This window comes from Mycobacteriales bacterium, assembly GCA_030697205.1.
Classification (GTDB): domain Bacteria; phylum Actinomycetota; class Actinomycetes; order Mycobacteriales; family SCTD01; genus JAUYQP01.
The window spans coordinates 88,019-107,508 of the sequence record JAUYQP010000006.1 but is presented as its reverse complement, the minus strand read 5'-3'; the positions used below and the strand labels follow the sequence as shown (position 1 = coordinate 107,508).

Below are 19,490 nucleotides of genomic sequence, written 5' to 3'. Positions count from 1 at the left end.
TCAGACGTCGGCAGCCTTCCCCGACTGCTTGACGGAGCCCACAGTAACCCCGCGGGGCGGTCTGCCGAGCCAACCGAGCAGCCCCCACAGCGCGTCGCCGAGCGCCATGAGCACCCGGCTGATGACCGCGACCGCGGTCGCCCGCGGCGTGTCGAGCACGGGCAGCAGTGCGAGCACGATCACCGCCTCGCGCACGCCCGCGCCGGCGGGCGCGAGGACGAAGAACGGCCCGGCGGCCCACGCCAGCGCGAACGCGCCGAGCGCCAGCAGCGGCAGCCGGTGGCCGGGCTCGGGGTCCTGCGGCTCGACGAGCAGCACCAGGTGCACGGCGTAGAGCGCCCACATCAGCAGCGCCCAGCCGCTCGCCGCCCCGATGCCGGCCCAGGTGAGCGGCCGCTCGAGCGGCTCGCGGCCGGTGCGGCGCAGCAGCCAGCCGAGCCCGCGGTTGAGCACGGGAGGTGTCAGGCAGACGAGGCCGACGGGCAGCGCCAGCAGCACGAAGCCGTAGTCGTCGAGGACGTCGGGGTTGCCCAGCGGCAGGCCCGCGACACCGCACAGCAGCCCGGTCGCGACGAGCACCAGCATGAACAGCAGCCAGGACGCAGCGACCCGCGCACGGGGGACGGCGTACGCCTTGCCGACCTGCATCTGCGCCGCCATCGCGAACACCGTGCCCGGGACGTACTTGCCGAGCTGGCCGACGAAGAACACGTGGCCGGCCTGCCGCTGGGTGAGCGGGCTGCCGAGGTCGGCGAGCAGCCGGCGCCAGACCTGCAGGCTCGCGGCGAGACCGGCGAGCACCGCCGCGAACGCGCCAGCGACGGCGAGCGGGTCGGTGCGGCGCAGGGCGGCGCTCGCATCCTCGCCCTGGCTGCGCAGCGTGAGGACGAGCGCGAGCACCGCGAGCAGGAGCACGACGGGCCCGACGAACCTGCGGACCCGGGTCACGGACGAGAGGGTACGGCGGCCCGGCGGGCTAACCTGCTGTGCCATGACGCAGGCACCGGAGACGCCAGGTGTGGTGATCGGCAACCACACGAAGAAGTACACCGCGAAGAACCCCGCTATCAAGTGGCTGACCGAGCGGTTCGTCACCCGGCTCGACGGCCTGGTCAGCGACATCGCCGCCGACAGCCGGCCCGCGACCAACCCGCTCGAGGTCGGTGCCGGCGAGGGCGTCATCAGCCAGAAGATGCACCAGCGCTTCGGCACCGCCGTCGGCCTCGACCTGCCCGACGCCGGGCTGCGCGAGGAGTGGCGGTCGCGGCCCGGTCCGCACTACCTGCACGGCGACGCGGAGAACCTCCCCTTTCTCGACGAGCAGTTCGACCTGGTCGTCTGCGTCGAGGTGCTCGAGCACCTGCGCGACCCGGCCGCCGGGCTGCGCGAGCTGGCCCGCGTGACGTCACGGCACATGCTGCTGTCGGTGCCGCGCGAGCCGCTGTTCCGCGGCTCCAACCTCGTCACCGGCCGCTACGTCAAGGACCTGGGCAACACCCCCGGCCACCTCAACCACTGGTCGAAGGGCTCCTTCCAGAGCTTCGTCTCCCAGGTCGCCGACGTCCGCGCGGTCGCCTCGCCGTACCCCTGGACCATCGTCTGGGCCACCAAGCGCTGAACCTCGCTACGATCACTGCTGTGCACCTCGTCGTCCAGGTCCCCTGTCTGAACGAGGAGGAGACCCTCCCGGCCGTCCTCTCGACGATCCCCACGGAGATCCCGGGGATCGACAAGATCACCGTCCTCGTCATCGACGACGGGTCGACGGACCGGACCGTCGAGGTCGCAAGGGCGCACGGCGTCACGCACTTCGTGCGGCACGCCCGCAACCGCGGGCTCGGCCGATCCTTCCACGACGGCGTGCAGCGCGCGCTCGAGCTCGGCGCGGACATCGTCGTGAACACCGACGGCGACAACCAGTACCCGCAGGAGCGGATCACCGACCTCGTGCAGCCGATCATCGCGGGCCGGGCCGACATCGTCATCGCCGACCGGCAGGTCGACCTGGTCGAGCACTTCAGCGGGCCGAAGAAGTTCCTGCAGAAGCTCGGCAGCCGCACCGTCAACAAGGCGGCCGGGACCGAGCTGCCGGACGCGGCCAGCGGCTTTCGCGCCTACTCCCGTGAGTCGCTGATGCTGCTGAACACGGTCACGCGCTTCAGCTACTGCATGGAGACGATCATCCAGGCCGGCAACAAGAAGCTGGCCATCGAGAGCGTCAAGGTCGTCACGAACCCCAAGACCCGCGAGTCGCGGCTGTTCAACAGCACCTACGAGCACGTGCTGAAGTCGGCCGGCGCGATCGTGCGGGCCTACATCATGTACAAGCCGTACGTGATCTTCAGCGCCTTCGCGGCGCTGTTCGGCGTGCTGGGCCTGCTGCCGTTCGTCCGCTACGCGGCGCTCAAGGCGGTGGGCGACGACGGCAACCACATCCAGTCGCTCCTCGTCGGCACCGTCCTGCTCGTCATGTCCTTCCTGTCGGTGATCGTCGGGATCATCGGCGACCTGCTGCGCACGAACCGCGCCCTCATCGAGGACCAGCTCGAGCACACGAAGAAGATGCGCTTCGGCATCTACGACCGGACCCCGGCCGAGCTGCCCGACTTGCCTGTCCTCGCACGCCGGCAGTCGGCCGCGGCCGACGCCACCCCCCGCCGTCGCAGCCGGGCCGACGCTGCCGTCACGACCGCTGCCGCGGTCGAGGCTGCGCCGGCCCCGCGGCGGCGTCGCTAGCCTTCCCGCGTGGTCGCCGACGCACTGAGGGAGTACGCCGGGGTCGTGCACGCCCTGCACCGTGGCGGTGAGACGTCGTGGCGCGCCTTCCTCGGCGGGGTCGTCCGCCACCGCGTCCTCGGCCGCCGCAACCTCTGGGTGGGCAGCCGCACCGTCGTCGAGGGTGGCGACCGGATGCGCATCGACGGTGCGCTGCGGGTCGGCCTCGGGTCCTTCGGCATCACCAGCGCGGACGACACCTCGGTGATCCGCGTCCGCGAGGGCGCCCGCCTCGAGGTCGACGGTGTGGTGTCGCTGCAGCGCGGCGTGCGCGTCGTCGTCGACGGCGGCCTCCTGCGCATCGGCCACGGCACCAACGTCAACGGCCTCGGCACCCGCATCCTCGTCGCGGAGCGGGTGACGATCGGTGCCGGCTGCACCTTCTCCTGGGACGTGCAGGTCCTCGACAACGACTTCCACGCCCTCACCACCGACGGCGTCGAGCAGCCCTCCGCCGCACCGGTCACGATCGGCGACCGGGTCTGGGTCGGCACCCGCGCGGTCATCCTCAAGGGCGTGACGATCGGCGATGGTGCGGTCGTGGCCGCGGGCGCCGTCGTCACCAAGGACGTGCCCGCCGGCGCCGTGGTCGCGGGCATCCCCGCGAAGGTCGTCGGCCGCGCCGACTCCTGGAGCTAGCGCAAGCCGCGGGGCCGCAGCGGCCGGGTCGGCGGGACCGGCTCGGGCCAGCGCACGTCGTACCACGCGGCCACTCCCCCGACGACCTCGTCGGGCCCCCGCACCAGCAGCCGCTCGAGCCAGGCCCGCGCCTCGTCGGCCCCCGGCTCGTCGACCGCGACGAGGAACGTCGTGACACCGGCGCGCTCCATCTCCATCGAGATCAGCTCGCGCAGCGGCCCGGAGACGAAGGTCGGGAGCGACCGCCCGTTGGCGGCGGCGGCGAAGGCGTCCTCGACGCGGGTCCGCCCGCCGACGAAGGTCCCGTGGCCGTCACCGAGCGGTGTGATCGCGTAGCCGCCGACCATCCGGAAGCGGAAGCCCGCCTCGGCCTGCCACAGCATCGGCGCGGTGCCGGGGAAGCGCGGCACCGGGTAGGTCACCGCGACCGCCCCCTCGGGCACCCGCTCGACTGCCGAGGAGCTGAAGTACGACGGGGTGCGGGTCGGCTCGAAGGAGTAGGGCCAGGCCGGCACGAGCGGCGCGACGACGGCGACCGCGACCGCACCGACGAGCACCCGGCGGCCGGCCGGGACCCGGTCGCCGGTCAACGCGGGTCGCGCCCGGTCGATCCCGACGGCCAGCAGCACCGCGACACACAGGACGACGTGGAGCGAGAAGCGGACTGCGGCAAGGTTGTGTAGCACCGGCAGGGCGGTCACGGCGCGGAACGGGAGCGTCACGTCGTACGACGTGCCTGCGACGTGCAACGACTCGCCGAGCGAGAGCACCCAGGCGACGAGCCCGAGGCAGCCGAAGAAGCGCACCTCGGGCCGGCGGCGCAGCGCGACCGCGATGACCACGACGAGCAGGAGCAGCGGCGCGCCGAGGTAGGAGCCGTTCTCGCTGACGTTGCCGCCCCATGTGATCGTCGCGTCGGTCCCGAGGGCCTGGTTGACGGTGGGCACGACCGTGCCGAGCAGGTCCGCGGCGGCGTAGGAGGTGTCCTGCACCGGCTCGGTGACGACCCGCTCGCCGCCGAACTGCTCCGCCAGCGGCCAGACCGTCAGCTGGAAGAGCACCGCTGCCGCGACGACCAGGCCGGTGAGCGCGCGCTCGACGTGGGCCCAGCCGACCCGTCGGCGCTGCTGGACCACGAGCACGACGAGGCCGGCGACGCACATCACGAAGGTCGACGCGAGCACCTCCTCGGTGATGAGCAGCTGGGCCGCGGTGACGACACCGAGCAGCACGCCGAGGACGAGCGGTCGGCGGCGGCGGCGGACCAGCAGCTCGTCAAGCACGACGAGGACGAGCGGTGGGAGCAGCACCAGCGAGAGGTTGAGGTGCCCGCGGCCCTGGGCCACGAGGTACGGCGAGAAGCCGTAGAGCAGGCCGGCGGCGAAGCGGGCCGGCCACCAGGGGGCCCACCGCCACACGGCCCACCACATCGCGGTCGCCGACAGCGCGAAGGCCAGCACCGACAGCAGGTTGTGCGCGGCGACCGGACCGAAGGCCGCCGTGACCGGCCACAGCAGCAGGCCGGGCAGCGGCAGCAGGGTGTTCCACATCAGGTTGACGCCCTCGGGGGCGACGAGGTGGTCGGTGAACAGCGGGCTGCGTCCCTGGCTGATCGCCCACGGCGTCCAGGCGAGGAACCAGTCGGTCTGCGGGGCGTCCTCGCAGCGGCAGTGCGTCTGGGAGGACAGGCCGCGGAAGGCACCGAGGTGGCCGAGGCAGGCCAGCAGCAGGTAGACCAGCGGCGCGCCGGCCCGTCGGAGAGCCGCGGTCACGTCCCGGCGACGCGCCAGATCGCGATCTCGACCGGGATCTCGCGCGGCTTCGCGGGCCGCGCGGTGTCGCTCTCGTCCCACATCGGCAGCGTCGTCACGATGTTGGTGACCGGCGCGACCTTGTTGCCGTCGAGACCGGTGGGCAGGTCGGTGCCGTCGGCGACGACGAAGACCGGCTGGCCGGCGAACTGCCGCGCGTAGAGGTCGACGATCTCCTGCCGTCGCGCGGGGTCGTCGGGCAACCGGATCGACAGCTCGCCCTCGGTGAGCCACACCGGCGTCGCGAACAGCTGGGTCGGGCGGTTGCAGCAGGGCTGGCCCTCCCAGAGGTAGACGCCGGTCGCGTCACCGGAGAGGTCCGCGATCTGCGCGGCGATCTCGAAGCTGCCCTTCCATTCGTCGTGGCTGCGCAGCGGCACCGACTGGGCCAGGAAGGCCGTGACGAGCGCCCCGGTCGCGAGCACCGCCGGGACCCGCAGCACCAGCCGGCCGCGGTACCGCCACACGAAGGCGAAGGCGATCGCGAGGGCGATGAGCATGAGCAGGCCCGGCATGACGGTCGGGACGTAGCGGCGGGTCCACCACAGCATGCGGGTGGAGTTCTTCGCGGTGTAGCCGTAGACCGCGAACAGCGCGATGGTCGGCAGCACGATCGCCCAGGCCGCCGCCCGCCAGCGGCGCAGCGCGACAACGGCGATGCCGAGGCCGAACAGCGCGAAGCCCGGCAGCGTGAAGAACCACGACAGCCGGCGCATGATCTGCTCGTCGTAGGACGGGATCAGCCGGCCGTTGTAGTCGAAGAAGTCGGGGCCGAAGATCCGGGAACGCAGGAAGCCCAGCGCGAGCAGGCCGGCGCAGACCGCGCAGGTGAGCAGCCCGAGCACGACCTGCGCGCGGCGGCGCTGCACCAGCGCGAGGACCCCACGGCCGAGCGGCCGGACCGCACCCAGGACGAGGCCCCCGAGCAGGCAGGCCGCCAGAGCCGCGGTGAACAGCTTCCAGGACGGCACGCTGTTGGCGTTGGAGTAGTAGAGCGCCCGGTCGTAGGCCTGCCACCACGCGTGCGGTGCGGTGAGCAGCAGCCCGCCGGCGAACCACGTCGCGCGCGAGTCCCAGCGACGGGTGGCGAGCAGCGCACCACCGAGCGCCGCGACCATGCCGACGAGCAGGATGCCGTCGGCGCGGTTGAGCCAGCCGATCCCGACGAAGAGGCCCGCGAGGCCGGCGGCCGGGCGCCACCTGGTCTGCAGCGAGACGACGATGCCGAGCAGGCTGCCGAGGTAGAGCGCCTCGGCGAGCACCTCGGTGGACGGGAAGCGCGCCTGCCAGACCTGCAGCATGTTGGTGGCGAGCAGCAACCCACCCGTCGCGGCGGCGACCAGACCGGCGGTCCGGCCCATCAGCTGGTCGCCCACCCGGCGCACGACGGCGACCAGGCAGAGCACCGCGAGGACCCCCATGAGGGGCACCGTGAAGCGCAGTGCATCGAGCCCACCGACCTCCAGCGAGGTCGCCAGCAGGGCCGGCCACAGGTGGTAGAACTGCGGCACGATCAGGCCGTCCTCCTGCGCCCCCCGGATCCAGACGCCGCCGAAGCGGGCGCCCGGGCTGGTCAGCTGGACGGGCAGCGGCGAGCCGTCGGGCAGCCGCGCGGACAGCGCCGGGTCGACGAAGGCGTGGTCGCCGGTGCGCTCGATCATGTGGGCGTGCGCGACGTAGCCGCCGGGGTCCTTCTCGGCGACGCCGTAGGAGAAGCCGGGGAAGGTCAGCGCGGCGGCGACCGCCGCACAGCCGAGCGCCACCGCGACGCCGGGCAGGTCGGCGCGAAAGCCCGGACGGGCGGCCCGGCGGGCCACCAGCACGACGAGGCCCAGCGCGACGAGAGTGACGACCAGCACGGCGAGCAGCGAGTGGCGGCCGCCGTGGGCGAGCGCGAGCGAGGCCCAGCCGAGCAGGCCCACCAGCAGCAGCGCCGCACCAGCGAGCAGGTCGAGCCCGGTGAGCGAGCCGGTGACGTCGGGCTCGCTCTCGGGACGGGCCGCGGCCCGGCGGCGCGGCGCGGGCGCCGGTGGGAGCGGGGCCGGTGCAGCACCGGGGACCGTGGACGTCACCCGTGCAGCCTACGTGTGAGAGCTGTGCCGACTGCGTGTGCAGCGCGGTCCGGCGGGTCCGCCACGTCTATGCTCCAGACGTCCAGACGACCGGTCCGAGCCCGAGGGAGGGTGTCGCCCGTGGCCCTCGCGGCGCCCACCCCCGCCAGCACCGGTGACGCCCGGGCCCGCGCCCAGGGCTCGGTGCGCTGGGAGCTGCTCGTCCAGCTCGTCCGCAAGGACCTCAAGGTCAAGTACCAGGGCTCGGCGGTCGGCTTCCTGTGGTCGCTGGCCAACCCGCTGCTGCTCATGGGCATCTACTACCTGATCTTCAGCGTGGTGCTGTCCAACGGCGTCCCCGGCTTCCCGATCTACCTGATGTGCGGGCTGCTGGCCTGGACGGCCTTCTCCTCCGCGGTCACCTCCGCGAGCGGCACCGTCGTCGGCAACGCCGGCCTGGTGAAGAAGGTGCGCTTCCCGCTGCAGGTGCTCCCGCTGTCGGCGGTGGGCTACGCGGTCGTCCACTTCGCGTTGCAGCTCGTCCTGCTGCTCGTCGTCACCGCCGTCGCGCGGCCCGACCTCAGCCCGGCGTTCCTGCTCATCGTCCCGGCGCTCGCGCTGCTGCTGCTGTTCGCGACCGGCCTGAGCTACCTCGTCGCCGCGCTCAACGTGCGCTACCGCGACACCGCCCACCTCATCGAGATCGCGATGCTCGTGTGGTTCTGGGCCAACCCGATCCTCTACACCTCGAGCCTCGTGCGTGACGAGCTCGACGAGTGGTTCTGGCTCTACTTCCTGAACCCGATGGCCACGGTCGTGACAACCTTCCAGCGGGCGATCTTCGTGCAGGACGACTACGTCAACACCGAGACCGGCCGCGCCGAGCACGCGCTGGCCGACCCGGGCTACGTCTTCTACCTGCAGAACCTGGCGATCGGCTTCGCCATCGCCGGTGCGCTGTTCGTCTTCGCCCGCCGGGTCTACAGCCGGATGCAGGCCGACTTCGCCGAGGAGCTCTAGGTGGGCGACGCGGTCATCCGGGCGAGCGGGGTATCCAAGCGCTTCGTCACCCACTCGCGCCGCGCCTCGTCGCTCAAGGAGCGGCTGGTGCGCCGCACCGGTGGCGCGACCGGCGAGTTCTGGGCGCTGCGCGACGTCGACGTGACCGTCGGCCGCGGCGAGACCGTCGGCCTCATCGGACCCAACGGCGCCGGCAAGTCCACCCTGCTCAAGGTGCTGTCGGGGATCCTGCGCCCCACCTCCGGCGAGGTCGAGGTGCAGGGCCGCATCGCGTCGCTGCTCGAGCTCGGGGCCGGCTTCAACGGCGACCTGTCCGGCCGCGACAACGTCTACCTCAACGCCGCGCTGCTCGGCCTGACCCGCCGCGAGGTCGACGGGCTGTTCGACCGGATCGTGGACTTCTCCGAGCAGGGCCCGCGCATCGACGACCCGGTGCGCCACTACTCCTCCGGGGAGTACGTCAAGCTCGCCTTCGCGATCGCCGTCCACGTCGACCCCGACGTGCTGCTCGTTGACGAGGTGCTGGCGGTCGGCGACGAGGCCTTCCAGCGCAAGTGCCTGGCCACGATCGCGGAGTTCCAGGAGGCCGGCAAGACGATCCTGCTGGTCACCCACTCCCTCGACCAGGTCGAGGCACTGTGCACCCGCGGGATCGTCGTGGACCACGGACGAGTGCAGTACGACGGGGACGCGGCCTTCGCGGTCGGCACCCTGCGCCGCATCCTCGGCACCGACCGGCCTGTCGGCGAGCCCGAGGGGCCGCGCGAGATGGGCGGCATCCTGGTCCGCGGCGCGACCGTGTCGGCCGAGCGCGGCGGCCCACCTGCGGCGGCGCTGACCGCCGGCCAGCCCTTCCACCTGCGGGTCGAGGTCGAGGTCGAGCCGCGCAGCGACGGCGCCTACTCCGGCGAGGTCCACGCCGTCGTCATGGGCGCCGGCGACATCCCCGTGTGGTCGATGCGCACCCCCGCCGGCCAGGGCGTGCCCGCCGTGCCGGGGCGCTACCTGGTGGACTTCGACGTGCCCGCGACGCCGGCGCTCAACGGCGCCTACCGCATCGCAGTGCAGGTCGACGAGACGACGACCGGCAACCCCGTGACCGCCCGCAGCTTCGACGAGGTGTTCTGGATGACCAGCGGAGCCCTGCCCGGGATCCTCACCGTGCCGGCGACGAGCACCGTCACCAGCACCGTGACGGGCACGGTGGCGTCGTCGTGACCCGGCTCGAGAGCGACTACTACGCCTACATGGGCTACGACCCGGACAACACCCGGGAGGGCCTGCGGCACTACCTGCCGTGGCTGGAGCAGTCCCCGGTGCTGGAGCTCGCGCCCGGCCGGGGGGAGATGCTCGGGCTGCTGCGCGAGGCGGGCGTCACCGCCTACGGCGTCGACATCGACGAGGGCATGGTCGAGCAGGGCTGCGCCGAGGGCTTCGACGTGCGGCTCGCCGACGCGGTCGCCGGCCTGCGCGAGGCGGGCGAGGCAACGCTCGGCGGGGTCTTCAGCGCCCACTTCGTCGAGCACCTGCAGCCCGAGGTCGTGGCCGAGGTGGTCCGCGAGTCCGCCCGTGCGCTCGCGCCCGGTGGCCACTTCGTCGCCGCGACCCCCAACGCCGCCTGCCTCGCCGTGATGGGCCACGACTTCTGGCGCGACCCGACCCACGTGCGCTTCTACGAGCAGCGGCTGCTCGCCTTCTACTGCGCCGAGGCGGGCCTCGAGGTCGTCGAGACCGGCGGCAACCCGCGCAACCGGCCGGGTGCCCCGCCGGAGACGCTCGCCCCGACGACCCACGTCGACGCCGACCTGCGCCCCGACCTCGCGGTCGCTCTGCAGCGCATCACCGACCCGAAGAGCAAGGGCAAGACCGACCCCGATTCTCCCTGGTACGCCATGGGCCACTTCGTCGGCGTCCTCATGGAGCGGCTGCAGGCGACCCAGGAGGAGCTCGGCGCGCTGCGGCTGTCCTACGCCCACCTGCTCGACCAGCTCTATCCCTCCAACGAGATCTACGTCGTCGCCCGCAAGCCCGCCCGTGGCTGACCCGCGCGCGACCGTCGTCGTCGTCAACTGGAACGGCGCCCGGTTGCTCCCCTCCTGCCTCGACGCCCTCGCGGCCCAGCAGACCACCACGCCCTTCCACACCTGGGTCGTCGACAACGCGAGCAGCGACGGCTCACTCGAGCTGCTCGCCCGCGACTACCCCTGGGTGCGGGTGCTGCGCAACGACGACAACCGCGGCTTCGCGGGCGGCAACAACACCGCGCTGCGCGAGGTGACGACACCGTTCGCGGTGCTGCTCAACAACGACGCGACCCCCGAGCCCGACTGGCTCGAGCGGCTGCTCGAGCCCTTCGACGCACCGGGCGGGGAGCGGCTCGCGGCAGTCACCAGCAAGGTGGTCTTCCAGCCCCGCTTCGTGCGGCTGCACCTCGAGACCCCCGGCTTCACCCCCGGCGGCGCCGACCCGCGCGAGCTCGGCCTGCGCTTCCGGTCGGTCGTCGTCGACGGCACCGACGTCACCGAGCGGGTGCTGTGGGAGTCGCTGACCTGGGGGCCGGAGGGCGTCGGCGACGGCCGCTTCCGCTGGTCGCGCCCGAGCGGCGACCTGCTGCTCCCGCTGCCCGAGGGCGCGAGCGGCCCCCACACCGTGACGGTCTCCTGGGCCGCCGAGACCGACAAGCCCGCCGCGCTGTCGTGGACCGGCGGAGCGGCGTCGCTGGCGGTCACGGCGACCGGCGGCGAGTCGACGTTCGTCCTGCCCGAGGGCACCCCGTCGGTCGACGTCGTCAACAACGCCGGCTCGATCGTGCTCACCGCCGGCTACGGCGCGGACCGCGGCTACCAGGAGGTCGACGAGGGGCAGTACGACGAGCCCGCCGACGTCTTCGCGATGTGCGGGTGCGCCGTCGCGTTCCGCACCGCGGCCGGCCGTGAGGTCGACTGGTTCGACGACGACTTCTTCCTCTACTACGAGGACACCGACCTGTCGTGGCGGCTGCGCGCCGCGGGCTGGTCGATCCGCTACGAGCCCACGGCCGTGGTCCGCCACGTCCACTCCGCGAGCGCGGTGGAGTGGTCGCCGGTCTTCACCTTCCACACCACCCGCAACCGGCTGCTCATGCTGGCCAAGGACGCCACCTGGCCGCGCGCCCGCCACGAGCTCGTGGCCTTCGTCGCCGACACCCTGGCGATGGTGCTGACCGCCGTGAAGGCCGTCCTGCGCGGCCGCCGCCCGGCGGTGCGCCCTCTGCGGATGCGGCTGCGCGTCCTGCTGTCGCTGCTGCGGCTCGCGCCCCGGATGCTGCGCAAGCGGCGCGCGCTCGGCCGCAGCGCGCAGGTGCCGCGCGCCGAGCTCGAGGGCTGGCTGGTGACCTCGCGATGACGAAGCGGGCCGCGGTCTACAACCGCTTCTGGCACAGCCAGGGCGGCGGTGAGCGCCACTCCGGGATGATCGCCTCGGTGCTGTCGCACGACGGCGTCGAGGTCGACCTCGTCGGCCACACCGACGTCGACAAGGACGAGCTCGCCGACCACCTCGGGCTCGACCTGTCGAAGGTCGGCCTGCGCATCGTGCCGGACCGCGGCGACCTCGCGACGGCCGCGCTGTCGGAGGACTACGACCTGTTCGTGAACGGCTCCTACATGAGCCGGCTCGCGCCCCGCAGCGCCAAGGCGGCGTACCTCTGCTACTTCCCCACCCCCTTCGACGCCGACCTCGAGCCGTGGCGGCGCTTCCTCACCCGGCGGGTCGGCCACCTCGTCAGCGCCCACGCCGGCGGCTTGGACTTCGGCACCGGGTGGTACCCCCCGGAGGGCGGCCGTCGTCGGACGTGGATCTGGGCCTCGGGCGACGCGATCCTCGTGCTGCCGCCGAGCGAGCGCGACCGCGTCCTGCGCCTGGAGCTCGGTGGCCCCGGCCTGCCTCGCCCGGTCGACCTGCGCGTCGAGGACGAGCATGGCGCGGTCTGGTTCGAGACTCGGGTCACCGCCGACTTCGTGCTCCACAAGGTGCCCGTGCCCGCCTCGGTGCGCGGCACCGAGCTGCACTTCCGGGCCGAGACCTTCACCCCCGGCGGCAGCGACCCGCGCGACCTCGGCGTCGCGGTGTCGCGGATGCGCTTCGACGGCGGCCACTACGGCCCCCGGCAGACCCTCGCCCACCGCTACCCGTGGCTGCTGCGCAACCCGCGCGACCTGTCCTTCCTCGGCTCCTACGACGCGGTGATGGCCAACAGCGACTTCACCCGCGGCTGGATCGACCAGCTGTGGCAGACCGACGCCGACGTGCTCTTCCCGCCGATCCAGGTGCAGCGGCTCGACCCGTCGCCGCAGCGAGAGAAGGCCGTCATCACCGTCGGGCGCTTCTTCGCGCCGGGCCTCGGCCACTCCAAGCGCCAGCTCGAGATGGTCGAGACCTTCGTGCGCGCCTCGCGTGCCGGGCAGCTGCCGGGCTGGACCTTCTACGTCCTGGGGGGCATGGAGGAGTCGCAGAGGGGCTACGTCGAGCAGGTCCGGGCAGCGGGCGCCGGTGCACCGGTCGAGGTCCTCACCAACGTCGCGCGCGGCGAGGTCGAGCGGCTGCTGACGACGTCGTCGGTCTTCTGGTCCGCCACCGGGCTCGGGGCCTCGGAGGACAAGGAGCCGTGGGCCAGCGAGCACTTCGGCATGACGACCGTCGAGGCGATGGCGGCCGGCTGCGTGCCGGTGGTCATCGACCGCGCGGGGCAGAAGGAGATCGTGCGCGAAGCCGTCGACGGCTACCGCTGGCAGACCACCGAGCAGCTCGTCGAGCGCACCGTCGCGGTCGCCTCCGACGAGGCGCTGCGGACCCGGCTCGCCACCTCGGCGATCGAGCGGGCCCAGGTCTTCAGCGAGAACGCCTTCGCCGACCGGTGGCACGCGATCGTCGCGAAGCACTCGCTGCTCGGATGACCGCGTCCCAGGCCGCGCCGTGAGGGTCGGGCTCGACGCGACGCCGCTGCTCGGTACCCGCACCGGCATCGGCCGCTACACCGCCGCCCTGCTCGACGCGCTGCGCGACGGCCCGGACGACCTGGTCGCGACCGCCTTCACCCTTCGAGGTCGGGGGGCGCTCGGCGACGTCGTCCCGCGCGGCGTCGCGGTCGCCGCCCGCCCGGCGCCGGCCCGCGCCCTGCAGGAGCTGTGGGCCCGGGCGGAGTGGCCGCCGGTCGAGCTGCTGGCGGGCCGGGTCGACGTCTTCCACGCGACCAACTTCGTGCTGCCTCCGCTGCGCCGCGCGCGTGGTGTCGTCACCGTGCACGACCTGGCCTACCTGCGCCTCACCGAGACGGTCTCGACCGCGAGCGCCCGCTACCGCGACCTCGTGCCGCGCTCGCTGCGCCGCGCCGGCGCGGTCATCACCCCGAGCGAGGCCGTCGCCGAGCAGGTCCGCGAGGCCTACTCGCCTACGGTCCCCGTCGTCGCAGTCCCGCACGGGGTGGCCGACGCGTGGCGCACGGCGCAGTCGGTCGACGCACCGCTGCGGCGCGCTCTCGGACTGCCGTCGGCGTACCTGCTCTTCGTGGGCACGCTGGAGCCACGCAAGGCCCTCGCGACCCTGCTCGCCGCGGTCCGGCAGCTGCCCGACGCGCCGCCGCTGGTGCTCGTCGGGCCGCCCGGCTGGGGCGCCGAGCTCGACGTGAGCGGGTGCGTGACAACCGGCTACCTCGACGAGGACGTGCTGCGACCGGTGGTCGCGGGCGCGTCCGCCCTGGTGCTGCCGAGCCGCGACGAGGGCTTCGGACTGCCGGTGCTCGAGGCGCTCGCCGCTGGGACGCCTGTCGTCGCGAGCGACCTGCCGGTGCTGCGCGAGGTCGGGGGCGACGTCGTGCGCTACGCCGATGTCGGCGACGCCGAGTCCTTCGCCGCCGCGATCACCGCGGCGCTGGCCGACCCGGGCGAGGCGCAGGCCCGGCGCGACCACGCCGCGCCCTTCACCTGGGCGCTGTCCGCCGAGCGCACGCGGGCGGTCTACGAGCAGGTGCTGTCGTGAGGCTGCGGGCGGTCGTCGTCAACTACAACGGCGGGGCGGAGGTGCTCGGCGGCCTGCGGGCGCTGCTCGCGAGCGACTGGCCCGGCGAGCTCGAGGTCGTCGTCGTCGACAACGGCTCGACCGACGGCAGCGTCGAGCGGATCGAGGCCGAGCTGCCCGCGGTGCGGGTGCACCGCTCCCCCGGCAACCTCGGCTACCCCGCGGTCAACCGGGTCGTCACCGACCTCGACGGCGTCGACCTCGTCGCGGTCGTCAACCCCGACGCGGTCGTCGCCCCCGACTGCCTGCGGCTGCTCGCCGACGCGCTCGCCATCGACCCCGGGCTCGGGGCGGCCTGCCCGCTGATCCTGCTCGACGGCGACTACCGCGAGGTGGCGGTCGGACTGGATGGCACGGCTCGGGCGTCGCTCGACCTGCTCGCCGTCGAGGGCGCCGACCGCTGGCACCTCACCGGGCCGCGGGTCCGGCGGCGCTGGCAGCGCGGCGTCGCCTGGACGATCGGTGACGGCAGCGTCCTGCGCAGCACCGCAACCGACGGCACCGTCGTGGCGCTGCGGCTGCGGGCGCACGAGCCCAGCCGGGTCACGCTGCGCTCCGGCGGGCACGAGGTCGCCGTCGACGTCGACCGCCGGGCGACCACCGTGTCGGTGCCGCTCGGCGGGCCGGCGGTGCCCGTGGTGCAGAACGCCGGGTCGGTCATCGGTGTGCACGGGCTGGGGCTCAACCGCGGCTACCACCAGCCCGACGGGCCGACCTTCGCCCAGCCGACAGACGTGCCCGCCTGGTGCGGCGCCGCGGTGCTGCTGCGTGCCGGCTACCTGCGCGACGCCGGGCTGTTCGACCCGCGGTGGTTCCTCTACTACGAAGACACCGACCTGTCGTGGCGCGGCCTGTTGCGCGGCTGGCGCTACGCCTACGTCCCGGAGGCGCGGGTCCGCCACGCGCACTCGACCACCATCGGCCACGGCTCCGCGCTCTACGACGTACAGCACGAGAGCAACCGGCTGCTCACCGTCGCCAAGTGCGCGCCCGCCGGCGCGGCCCGCGCCGCCTGGCTCGAGTCGGTGCGCCTCGTCGGGCGGCAGCTGCGCGGCGACGTCGTCGCTCGCCTCCGTGACCGGCGCGCCCCCGAGCCGGTCCTCACCACCCGACGGCTGCGGGCGCTGGCCCGCGCGCTGCGGCTGCTGCCCGCGGTCCTCGCCGACCGGCGCGCGGTCCGCGGTGGCGCGTCGGTCGTCGACGCCGACTTGCCGGTGCTGGGACGCTGGCACGACCCCGCCCCGGGACCCGACGACGTGGAGCAGCCCTGATGCAGATCGTGTTCCTCAGCGCGCGACCCGCCGTGCTCGCCGGGACGATGCGCTTCGTCCGGGCCCACCTGCGCTTCGTCGACGAGGTGCTCGTCGTCGCGCCGGAGCGGCTGCGCGCCGAGATGACCGCGCTCGGCGTGGAGGTCGTCACCGACGAGGAACTGCTCGCGGGCTCCGGGCCGCGCGACCACCAGACCCGCAACTTCACCCTGCGCGCCGCCCTCGCCGACTGCGACGCGGTCCGGCCGGTCTTCCTCTCCAGCGACGACGACAGCCGGCCGCTGGTCGACCTGCCCGAGTCGACGTGGGTCCGCGACGGCCGCTACCGCCGCTACTCCTTCGGCTGGCTCGACGACTGGGAGACCCGCGCGACCTCGTTCGACGCCGGGCAGCTCGCGATGCGCCAGGTCCTCGCCCTGCACGGCATGCCGCGCCGGGCCTATGCCTCCCACATGCCGCAGGTCGTCGACCGCGCGCTGCTGCGTGAGGCGATGGAGCTGCTCGCGCCCGCCGCTGCCCGCCACCCGCTGTGCGAGTGGACGTCGTACCTCAATGTCGCCGGTGCCCTGCACCCCGACCGCTTCGAGGACCCCGAGCCCTACCTCACCCTCGGATGGCCCGACGACCCCTCCACCTGGCAGGCGACGCTCGACCCGGCGATGCTCGCCTTCGAGAACTGCTTCCTCGAGCACTACGCACCGGGTCAGGTCTTCGAGGGGATGGACCCCGACGACACGTCGTACGACGCTGCCGTCGACAAGGTCGTGCGGTGGAGGCGCTACGAGCTCGAGGTGCTCGCCGGTGAGCGGGCGCCCGCCCTCGCGCCCGACCACCGACCGGGTGCCGTCGGTCAGGCTCTGCGCCAGGCCCGCAGCCGCACCGTGGGTGACCCCACCTTGCGCGACCGCGCGCAGCGAGCCGCCCTCGCCGCCGCCTTGCGCGCCCAGCGCCGCCCCTGACCACTTGCTCGACTGACCCCGCGCGGCGCCTCCACGGACAGCCGCGCACGTCCGCGACGGGCATGGCGCCCGACCACCGACGTGATCAACGCGCGGAACCGCTCAACCGCCGAGGCGGTGCCGTTCTTCGCTTTCTGGCGACGGGAAGCGAAGGTGCTGAGACGTCCACCGGTCAGCCGGTCGCGGGCCACCTGCTGGTGAGAGCCGGGGGCGCCCACGCCGGCCAGGTCGGGGCGCCGATCGGCAGGCCGCCCGCGAACATCGCGGCGGGTCGAGGTCCGTCCAGGTGGCTGCCGTCGTAGACGGTCGCGCTGGTCGCGAGCAGGATCGCGTCCGCGACGAGCGGCCACAGCCGCGCGGAGCGTTCCCGGATCTTGTCCTCGGGGACGTCGTGGCCGCCGGCGGCGACCCGCCGGGCGACCCTGGCGACGGACAGGTCGGGGGGCACGAGCAGCGCGTGGACGTGCACGTCGTAGCCGGCGGCGATCGCGGTGCGCACCAGGTCGAGCTTGCTCGGGTGGGAGAAGACGGTCTCGGCAATCAGCGGCATGCCCGCCGTGATGAGCGCGTTGCGCGTGTCGGCCGCGATGCGGGCCGCGTCGTAGGAGTGCGCCTCCGGCGCGTGGGGCCAGCGCTGGCGCGCGATCTCGTCGGCGTTCACGAACACCGACCACGGGATCGTCGGGCTCAGGGTGTAGCGGACGAAGGTGGACTTGCCGGCGCCGTTCGGGCCGACGACGAGGTCGAGCCGGGTCACCGAGCCGGTGCCGGCAGCGGGTTGCTGGTGCCGTCCGGGTGGTGCTCGATCAGGTTGCCGCCCTCGTCGAGCGCGACGGTCGTGATGCCTTCGGCGGCGAGCCGCGCCCCGTAGTCGGTGGCGTGCAGGCGCTCCTGGATCGCGGCGTCGATCTCCGCGTTGACGACGAGGCGTTCGTCCGCGCTCAGCTCGGTGAGCGCGAGCGTTCCGTCGAGCGCGGCTTCGACGCGTCGCCTGGCAGCCGTGTGATGCATGCTCACGGACCGGCCGACGCGGGCCCAGTGGTCGAGTTGCTGCTTGGCGGATCGGCTCTGCCGGGCGCCTTCGACGGCCGCGCTGTCGATCAGGTCGCCCGCGAACCGGGTGACCCGGTCGTTGCTCTGGCTCATCAGACCGCTCGCTCTCGTGACGAAGTGCAACGAGCGTAGCACTCTGCAACACACCGGCTGCACTCCCGGGGGTGGTGCAGCCGACCTACGCGCCCCAGCGGCGGTCGTAGCCGGTCGCCCACCCACCACCTCATGATCATCAGGCGGCTTGCACGGAAACCGCCGGAGTGTCTCGTGCAGATCACCTGTTGATCTTGCAGGGGAACGGGGCTCGCGGCACGACCCCCGCTCAGCGACCCAGGGAGTCGACCACCTCGTCGAGCCTCCGACCAAACGCCTCCACCGAGAAGTCCCGCGCCCGCGCAGCCGCCGACACCGACAGGCCGGCCAGCCGGACCGGGTCCGCGGTGAGGTCACGCGTGCGGGCCACCAGCTCCGCGACGTCGCGCACGTGGAATCCGTCGACGCCGTCGCGGACCGTTTCGACCAGGCCACCGGCAGCGAGCACCACCGGCACCGCGCCGGCCGACATCGCCTCCACGGTCGAGATCCCGAAGTGCTCGAGCCGATCGGGATCCCGCTCCGGGTCCTCGCCGAGCCCGGCCAGGTGCCAGTAGACCGAGGCCCGTGACGTGAGCTCCTCGAGCTCGGTGCCGCTCGCGTTGACGTGCAGCACCACGGGGTAGCCCGACGCAGCGGCCTCGACCGAGGCGAGGTAGCCGCGGCCGCCGTCGGAGCAGCCGCCGACAAGGTGCAGCTCCCAGTCGCGCAGGCCATCGTCGACGAGCGCGCGGAAGGCCGCGACCATCTCCAGCTGCTTCTTGGAGTGGCCCTGCCCGGTCGGGAAGAAGCGGCCGACGCTGAGCACGACCCGCTCCTTGGGCGCCGGTGACCGCAGGCTGACCGGCGGGAAGAGCACCGCACTGTCGGCGCCCCAGCGACGGCGCACCCACTCCTGCGTGAAGGCCGAGTTGGAGACCACCGCGTCATAGCTGTCGAGCCAGCGCATCGACGTCGACGGCGCCAGCGCCCGGCCGGGGAGCAGCGCCAGCGGTGACCGCCCGACCGACACCGCAGCCAGGGGTACGCCGAGAGTCCGCCGGTCGTCGCCCCCGACGACGTCGGCCGGCACGAAGGACCCCGACTCGAGCACCACCTCGGCCGCGACGCCCGGTGCGGGGCTCGCCACGCGGACACGCAGGGCCCGGCCGGTGGCCCGCTCGAGCAGTTGGCGCGGGCGGTCGAGCACCGTCGTGGCGACAACCGCCCCGTCGACGACGACGCGGACCTCGGCCGGGCCGGCGGCCGCGGGCCGTTGGAAGCCGAGCAGCAGGGTGAGGTCGACGGGGCGACCCGGGTCGGTCGTGACGAGCAGCGACGCCCGCCCGTCGGTCCAGGTGACCCGCCCGTCGGGCTGGTGGAAGCCGGTGCCCCACTCGACGACCGCGCCGTCGGCCCGGGCGGGCTCGGCGGAGCCGAAGGCGGTCGGGAAGTGCACGACGTAGAGGCTGCGGGCTGCGGCAGAGGCGTCGCGGCTGCGGTGGCTGACGTTGACGAAGAGGTCCACGTCGCGGCTCGCGTCGGTGACGGCCGCGGAGGCGTGCGGGACCTCGCGCACGGTGCAGCCCGACAGGTCGAGCGAGAGCCGCTCGGCGAGGGCGTCGCGGTCGAAGGGCTCGTGGGTGAGCAGCTCCACGGGGCCTCGCCGGGACAGGTGCTCGGCCACCGCCCCGCCGTACTTCTCGGCCCCACCGCCGGTGGTCCAGTAGCGGTTGTAGACGGCGGCCCGGCCGGCCCGGCCAGCGGGTCCGGTCATGCCACGAC

The 19,490-nt window shown here is 73.5% G+C and carries 17 protein-coding genes; 11 read left to right on the top strand and 6 right to left on the bottom strand.

Annotated elements, in window-relative coordinates:
• The gene (locus tag Q8R60_01355) at positions 1 to 948 is read right to left on the bottom strand and encodes a lysylphosphatidylglycerol synthase domain-containing protein (protein ID MDP3711115.1); all 948 of its coding nucleotides are present in this window, start codon (positions 946 to 948) and stop codon (positions 1 to 3) included.
• Between the two features lie 43 nt (positions 949 to 991).
• Between Q8R60_01355 and Q8R60_01350 the strand changes: the two genes are divergently transcribed.
• The 3 genes from Q8R60_01350 to Q8R60_01340 are packed head-to-tail and all read left to right on the top strand — an operon-like array spanning position 992 to position 3,414.
• Complete coding sequence (locus Q8R60_01350) at positions 992 to 1,618, top strand: class I SAM-dependent methyltransferase (GenBank protein MDP3711114.1); 627 nt, start codon at positions 992 to 994, stop codon at positions 1,616 to 1,618.
• 20 nt (positions 1,619 to 1,638) lie between these two features.
• Positions 1,639 to 2,736 carry a glycosyltransferase family 2 protein gene (locus tag Q8R60_01345; protein ID MDP3711113.1) on the top strand — a complete coding sequence of 366 codons (1,098 nt, stop codon included), beginning with the start codon at positions 1,639 to 1,641 and terminating at the stop codon, positions 2,734 to 2,736.
• A gap of 9 nt (positions 2,737 to 2,745) precedes the next feature.
• On the top strand, positions 2,746 to 3,414 hold the full coding sequence (locus Q8R60_01340; protein ID MDP3711112.1) for an acyltransferase: 669 nt from the start codon (positions 2,746 to 2,748) through the stop codon (positions 3,412 to 3,414).
• Here Q8R60_01340 and Q8R60_01335 read toward each other — a convergent pair.
• Positions 3,411 to 5,186, bottom strand: coding sequence for a hypothetical protein (locus Q8R60_01335; GenBank protein ID MDP3711111.1), 1,776 nt, complete (start codon positions 5,184 to 5,186; stop codon positions 3,411 to 3,413). The two genes, Q8R60_01340 and Q8R60_01335, sit on opposite strands and share 4 nt — an antisense overlap.
• Positions 5,183 to 7,297 carry a hypothetical protein gene (locus Q8R60_01330; protein ID MDP3711110.1) on the bottom strand — a complete coding sequence of 705 codons (2,115 nt, stop codon included), beginning with the start codon at positions 7,295 to 7,297 and terminating at the stop codon, positions 5,183 to 5,185. The genes Q8R60_01335 and Q8R60_01330 overlap by 4 nt, the downstream gene beginning before the upstream one ends.
• A 120-nt stretch (positions 7,298 to 7,417) precedes the next feature.
• On the opposite strand from Q8R60_01330, the gene Q8R60_01325 reads away from it, so the two are divergent.
• The 8 genes from Q8R60_01325 to Q8R60_01290 are packed head-to-tail and all read left to right on the top strand — an operon-like array spanning position 7,418 to position 16,580.
• Entirely contained in the window at positions 7,418 to 8,296 is an 879-nt protein-coding gene (locus Q8R60_01325) for an ABC transporter permease (protein MDP3711109.1), read from the top strand.
• Positions 8,297 to 9,514, top strand: coding sequence for an ABC transporter ATP-binding protein (locus Q8R60_01320; GenBank protein ID MDP3711108.1), 1,218 nt, complete (start codon positions 8,297 to 8,299; stop codon positions 9,512 to 9,514). It begins immediately after the preceding gene.
• Complete coding sequence (locus tag Q8R60_01315) at positions 9,511 to 10,338, top strand: class I SAM-dependent methyltransferase (protein ID MDP3711107.1); 828 nt, start codon at positions 9,511 to 9,513, stop codon at positions 10,336 to 10,338. The genes Q8R60_01320 and Q8R60_01315 overlap by 4 nt, the downstream gene beginning before the upstream one ends.
• Positions 10,331 to 11,680, top strand: coding sequence for a glycosyltransferase family 2 protein (locus Q8R60_01310; GenBank protein MDP3711106.1), 1,350 nt, complete (start codon positions 10,331 to 10,333; stop codon positions 11,678 to 11,680). Before Q8R60_01315 ends, Q8R60_01310 begins: the two co-directional genes overlap by 8 nt.
• Positions 11,677 to 13,230: a glycosyltransferase gene (locus Q8R60_01305; protein MDP3711105.1), complete on the top strand. Its 1,554-nt coding sequence runs from the start codon at positions 11,677 to 11,679 to the stop codon at positions 13,228 to 13,230. Before Q8R60_01310 ends, Q8R60_01305 begins: the two co-directional genes overlap by 4 nt.
• A 19-nt stretch (positions 13,231 to 13,249) precedes the next feature.
• Complete coding sequence (locus Q8R60_01300) at positions 13,250 to 14,311, top strand: glycosyltransferase family 1 protein (protein MDP3711104.1); 1,062 nt, start codon at positions 13,250 to 13,252, stop codon at positions 14,309 to 14,311.
• A complete protein-coding gene (locus Q8R60_01295) occupies positions 14,308 to 15,621 on the top strand; it encodes a glycosyltransferase (GenBank protein ID MDP3711103.1) in 1,314 nt (437 codons plus the stop codon). The genes Q8R60_01300 and Q8R60_01295 overlap by 4 nt, the downstream gene beginning before the upstream one ends.
• Positions 15,621 to 16,580: a hypothetical protein gene (locus Q8R60_01290; protein MDP3711102.1), complete on the top strand. Its 960-nt coding sequence runs from the start codon at positions 15,621 to 15,623 to the stop codon at positions 16,578 to 16,580. The genes Q8R60_01295 and Q8R60_01290 overlap by 1 nt, the downstream gene beginning before the upstream one ends.
• A gap of 172 nt (positions 16,581 to 16,752) precedes the next feature.
• Here Q8R60_01290 and Q8R60_01285 read toward each other — a convergent pair whose 3' ends face one another.
• The 3 genes from Q8R60_01285 to Q8R60_01275 all read right to left on the bottom strand — a co-directional run bounded on the left by Q8R60_01285 (position 16,753) and on the right by Q8R60_01275 (position 19,482).
• Positions 16,753 to 17,337 carry a zeta toxin family protein gene (locus Q8R60_01285; GenBank protein ID MDP3711101.1) on the bottom strand — a complete coding sequence of 195 codons (585 nt, stop codon included), beginning with the start codon at positions 17,335 to 17,337 and terminating at the stop codon, positions 16,753 to 16,755.
• Positions 17,334 to 17,726, bottom strand: a complete 393-nt coding sequence (locus Q8R60_01280; protein MDP3711100.1) for a hypothetical protein — start codon at positions 17,724 to 17,726, stop codon at positions 17,334 to 17,336. Before Q8R60_01280 ends, Q8R60_01285 begins: the two co-directional genes overlap by 4 nt.
• Positions 17,727 to 17,955: 229 nt before the next feature.
• The gene (locus tag Q8R60_01275; GenBank protein ID MDP3711099.1) at positions 17,956 to 19,482 is read right to left on the bottom strand and encodes a glycosyltransferase; all 1,527 of its coding nucleotides are present in this window, start codon (positions 19,480 to 19,482) and stop codon (positions 17,956 to 17,958) included.
• Positions 19,483 to 19,490: the final 8 nt, after the last annotated feature.

Coding starts and splice junctions, on each gene's coding strand:
- Q8R60_01350 (MDP3711114.1), top strand. CDS start 992: ATGACGCAGGCACCGGAGACGCCAGGTGTGGTGATCGGCAACCACACG.
- Q8R60_01305 (MDP3711105.1), top strand. CDS start 11,677: ATGACGAAGCGGGCCGCGGTCTACAACCGCTTCTGGCACAGCCAGGGC.
- Q8R60_01290 (MDP3711102.1), top strand. CDS start 15,621: ATGCAGATCGTGTTCCTCAGCGCGCGACCCGCCGTGCTCGCCGGGACG.
- Q8R60_01280 (MDP3711100.1), bottom strand. CDS start 17,726: ATGAGCCAGAGCAACGACCGGGTCACCCGGTTCGCGGGCGACCTGATC.
- Q8R60_01275 (MDP3711099.1), bottom strand. CDS start 19,482: ATGACCGGACCCGCTGGCCGGGCCGGCCGGGCCGCCGTCTACAACCGC.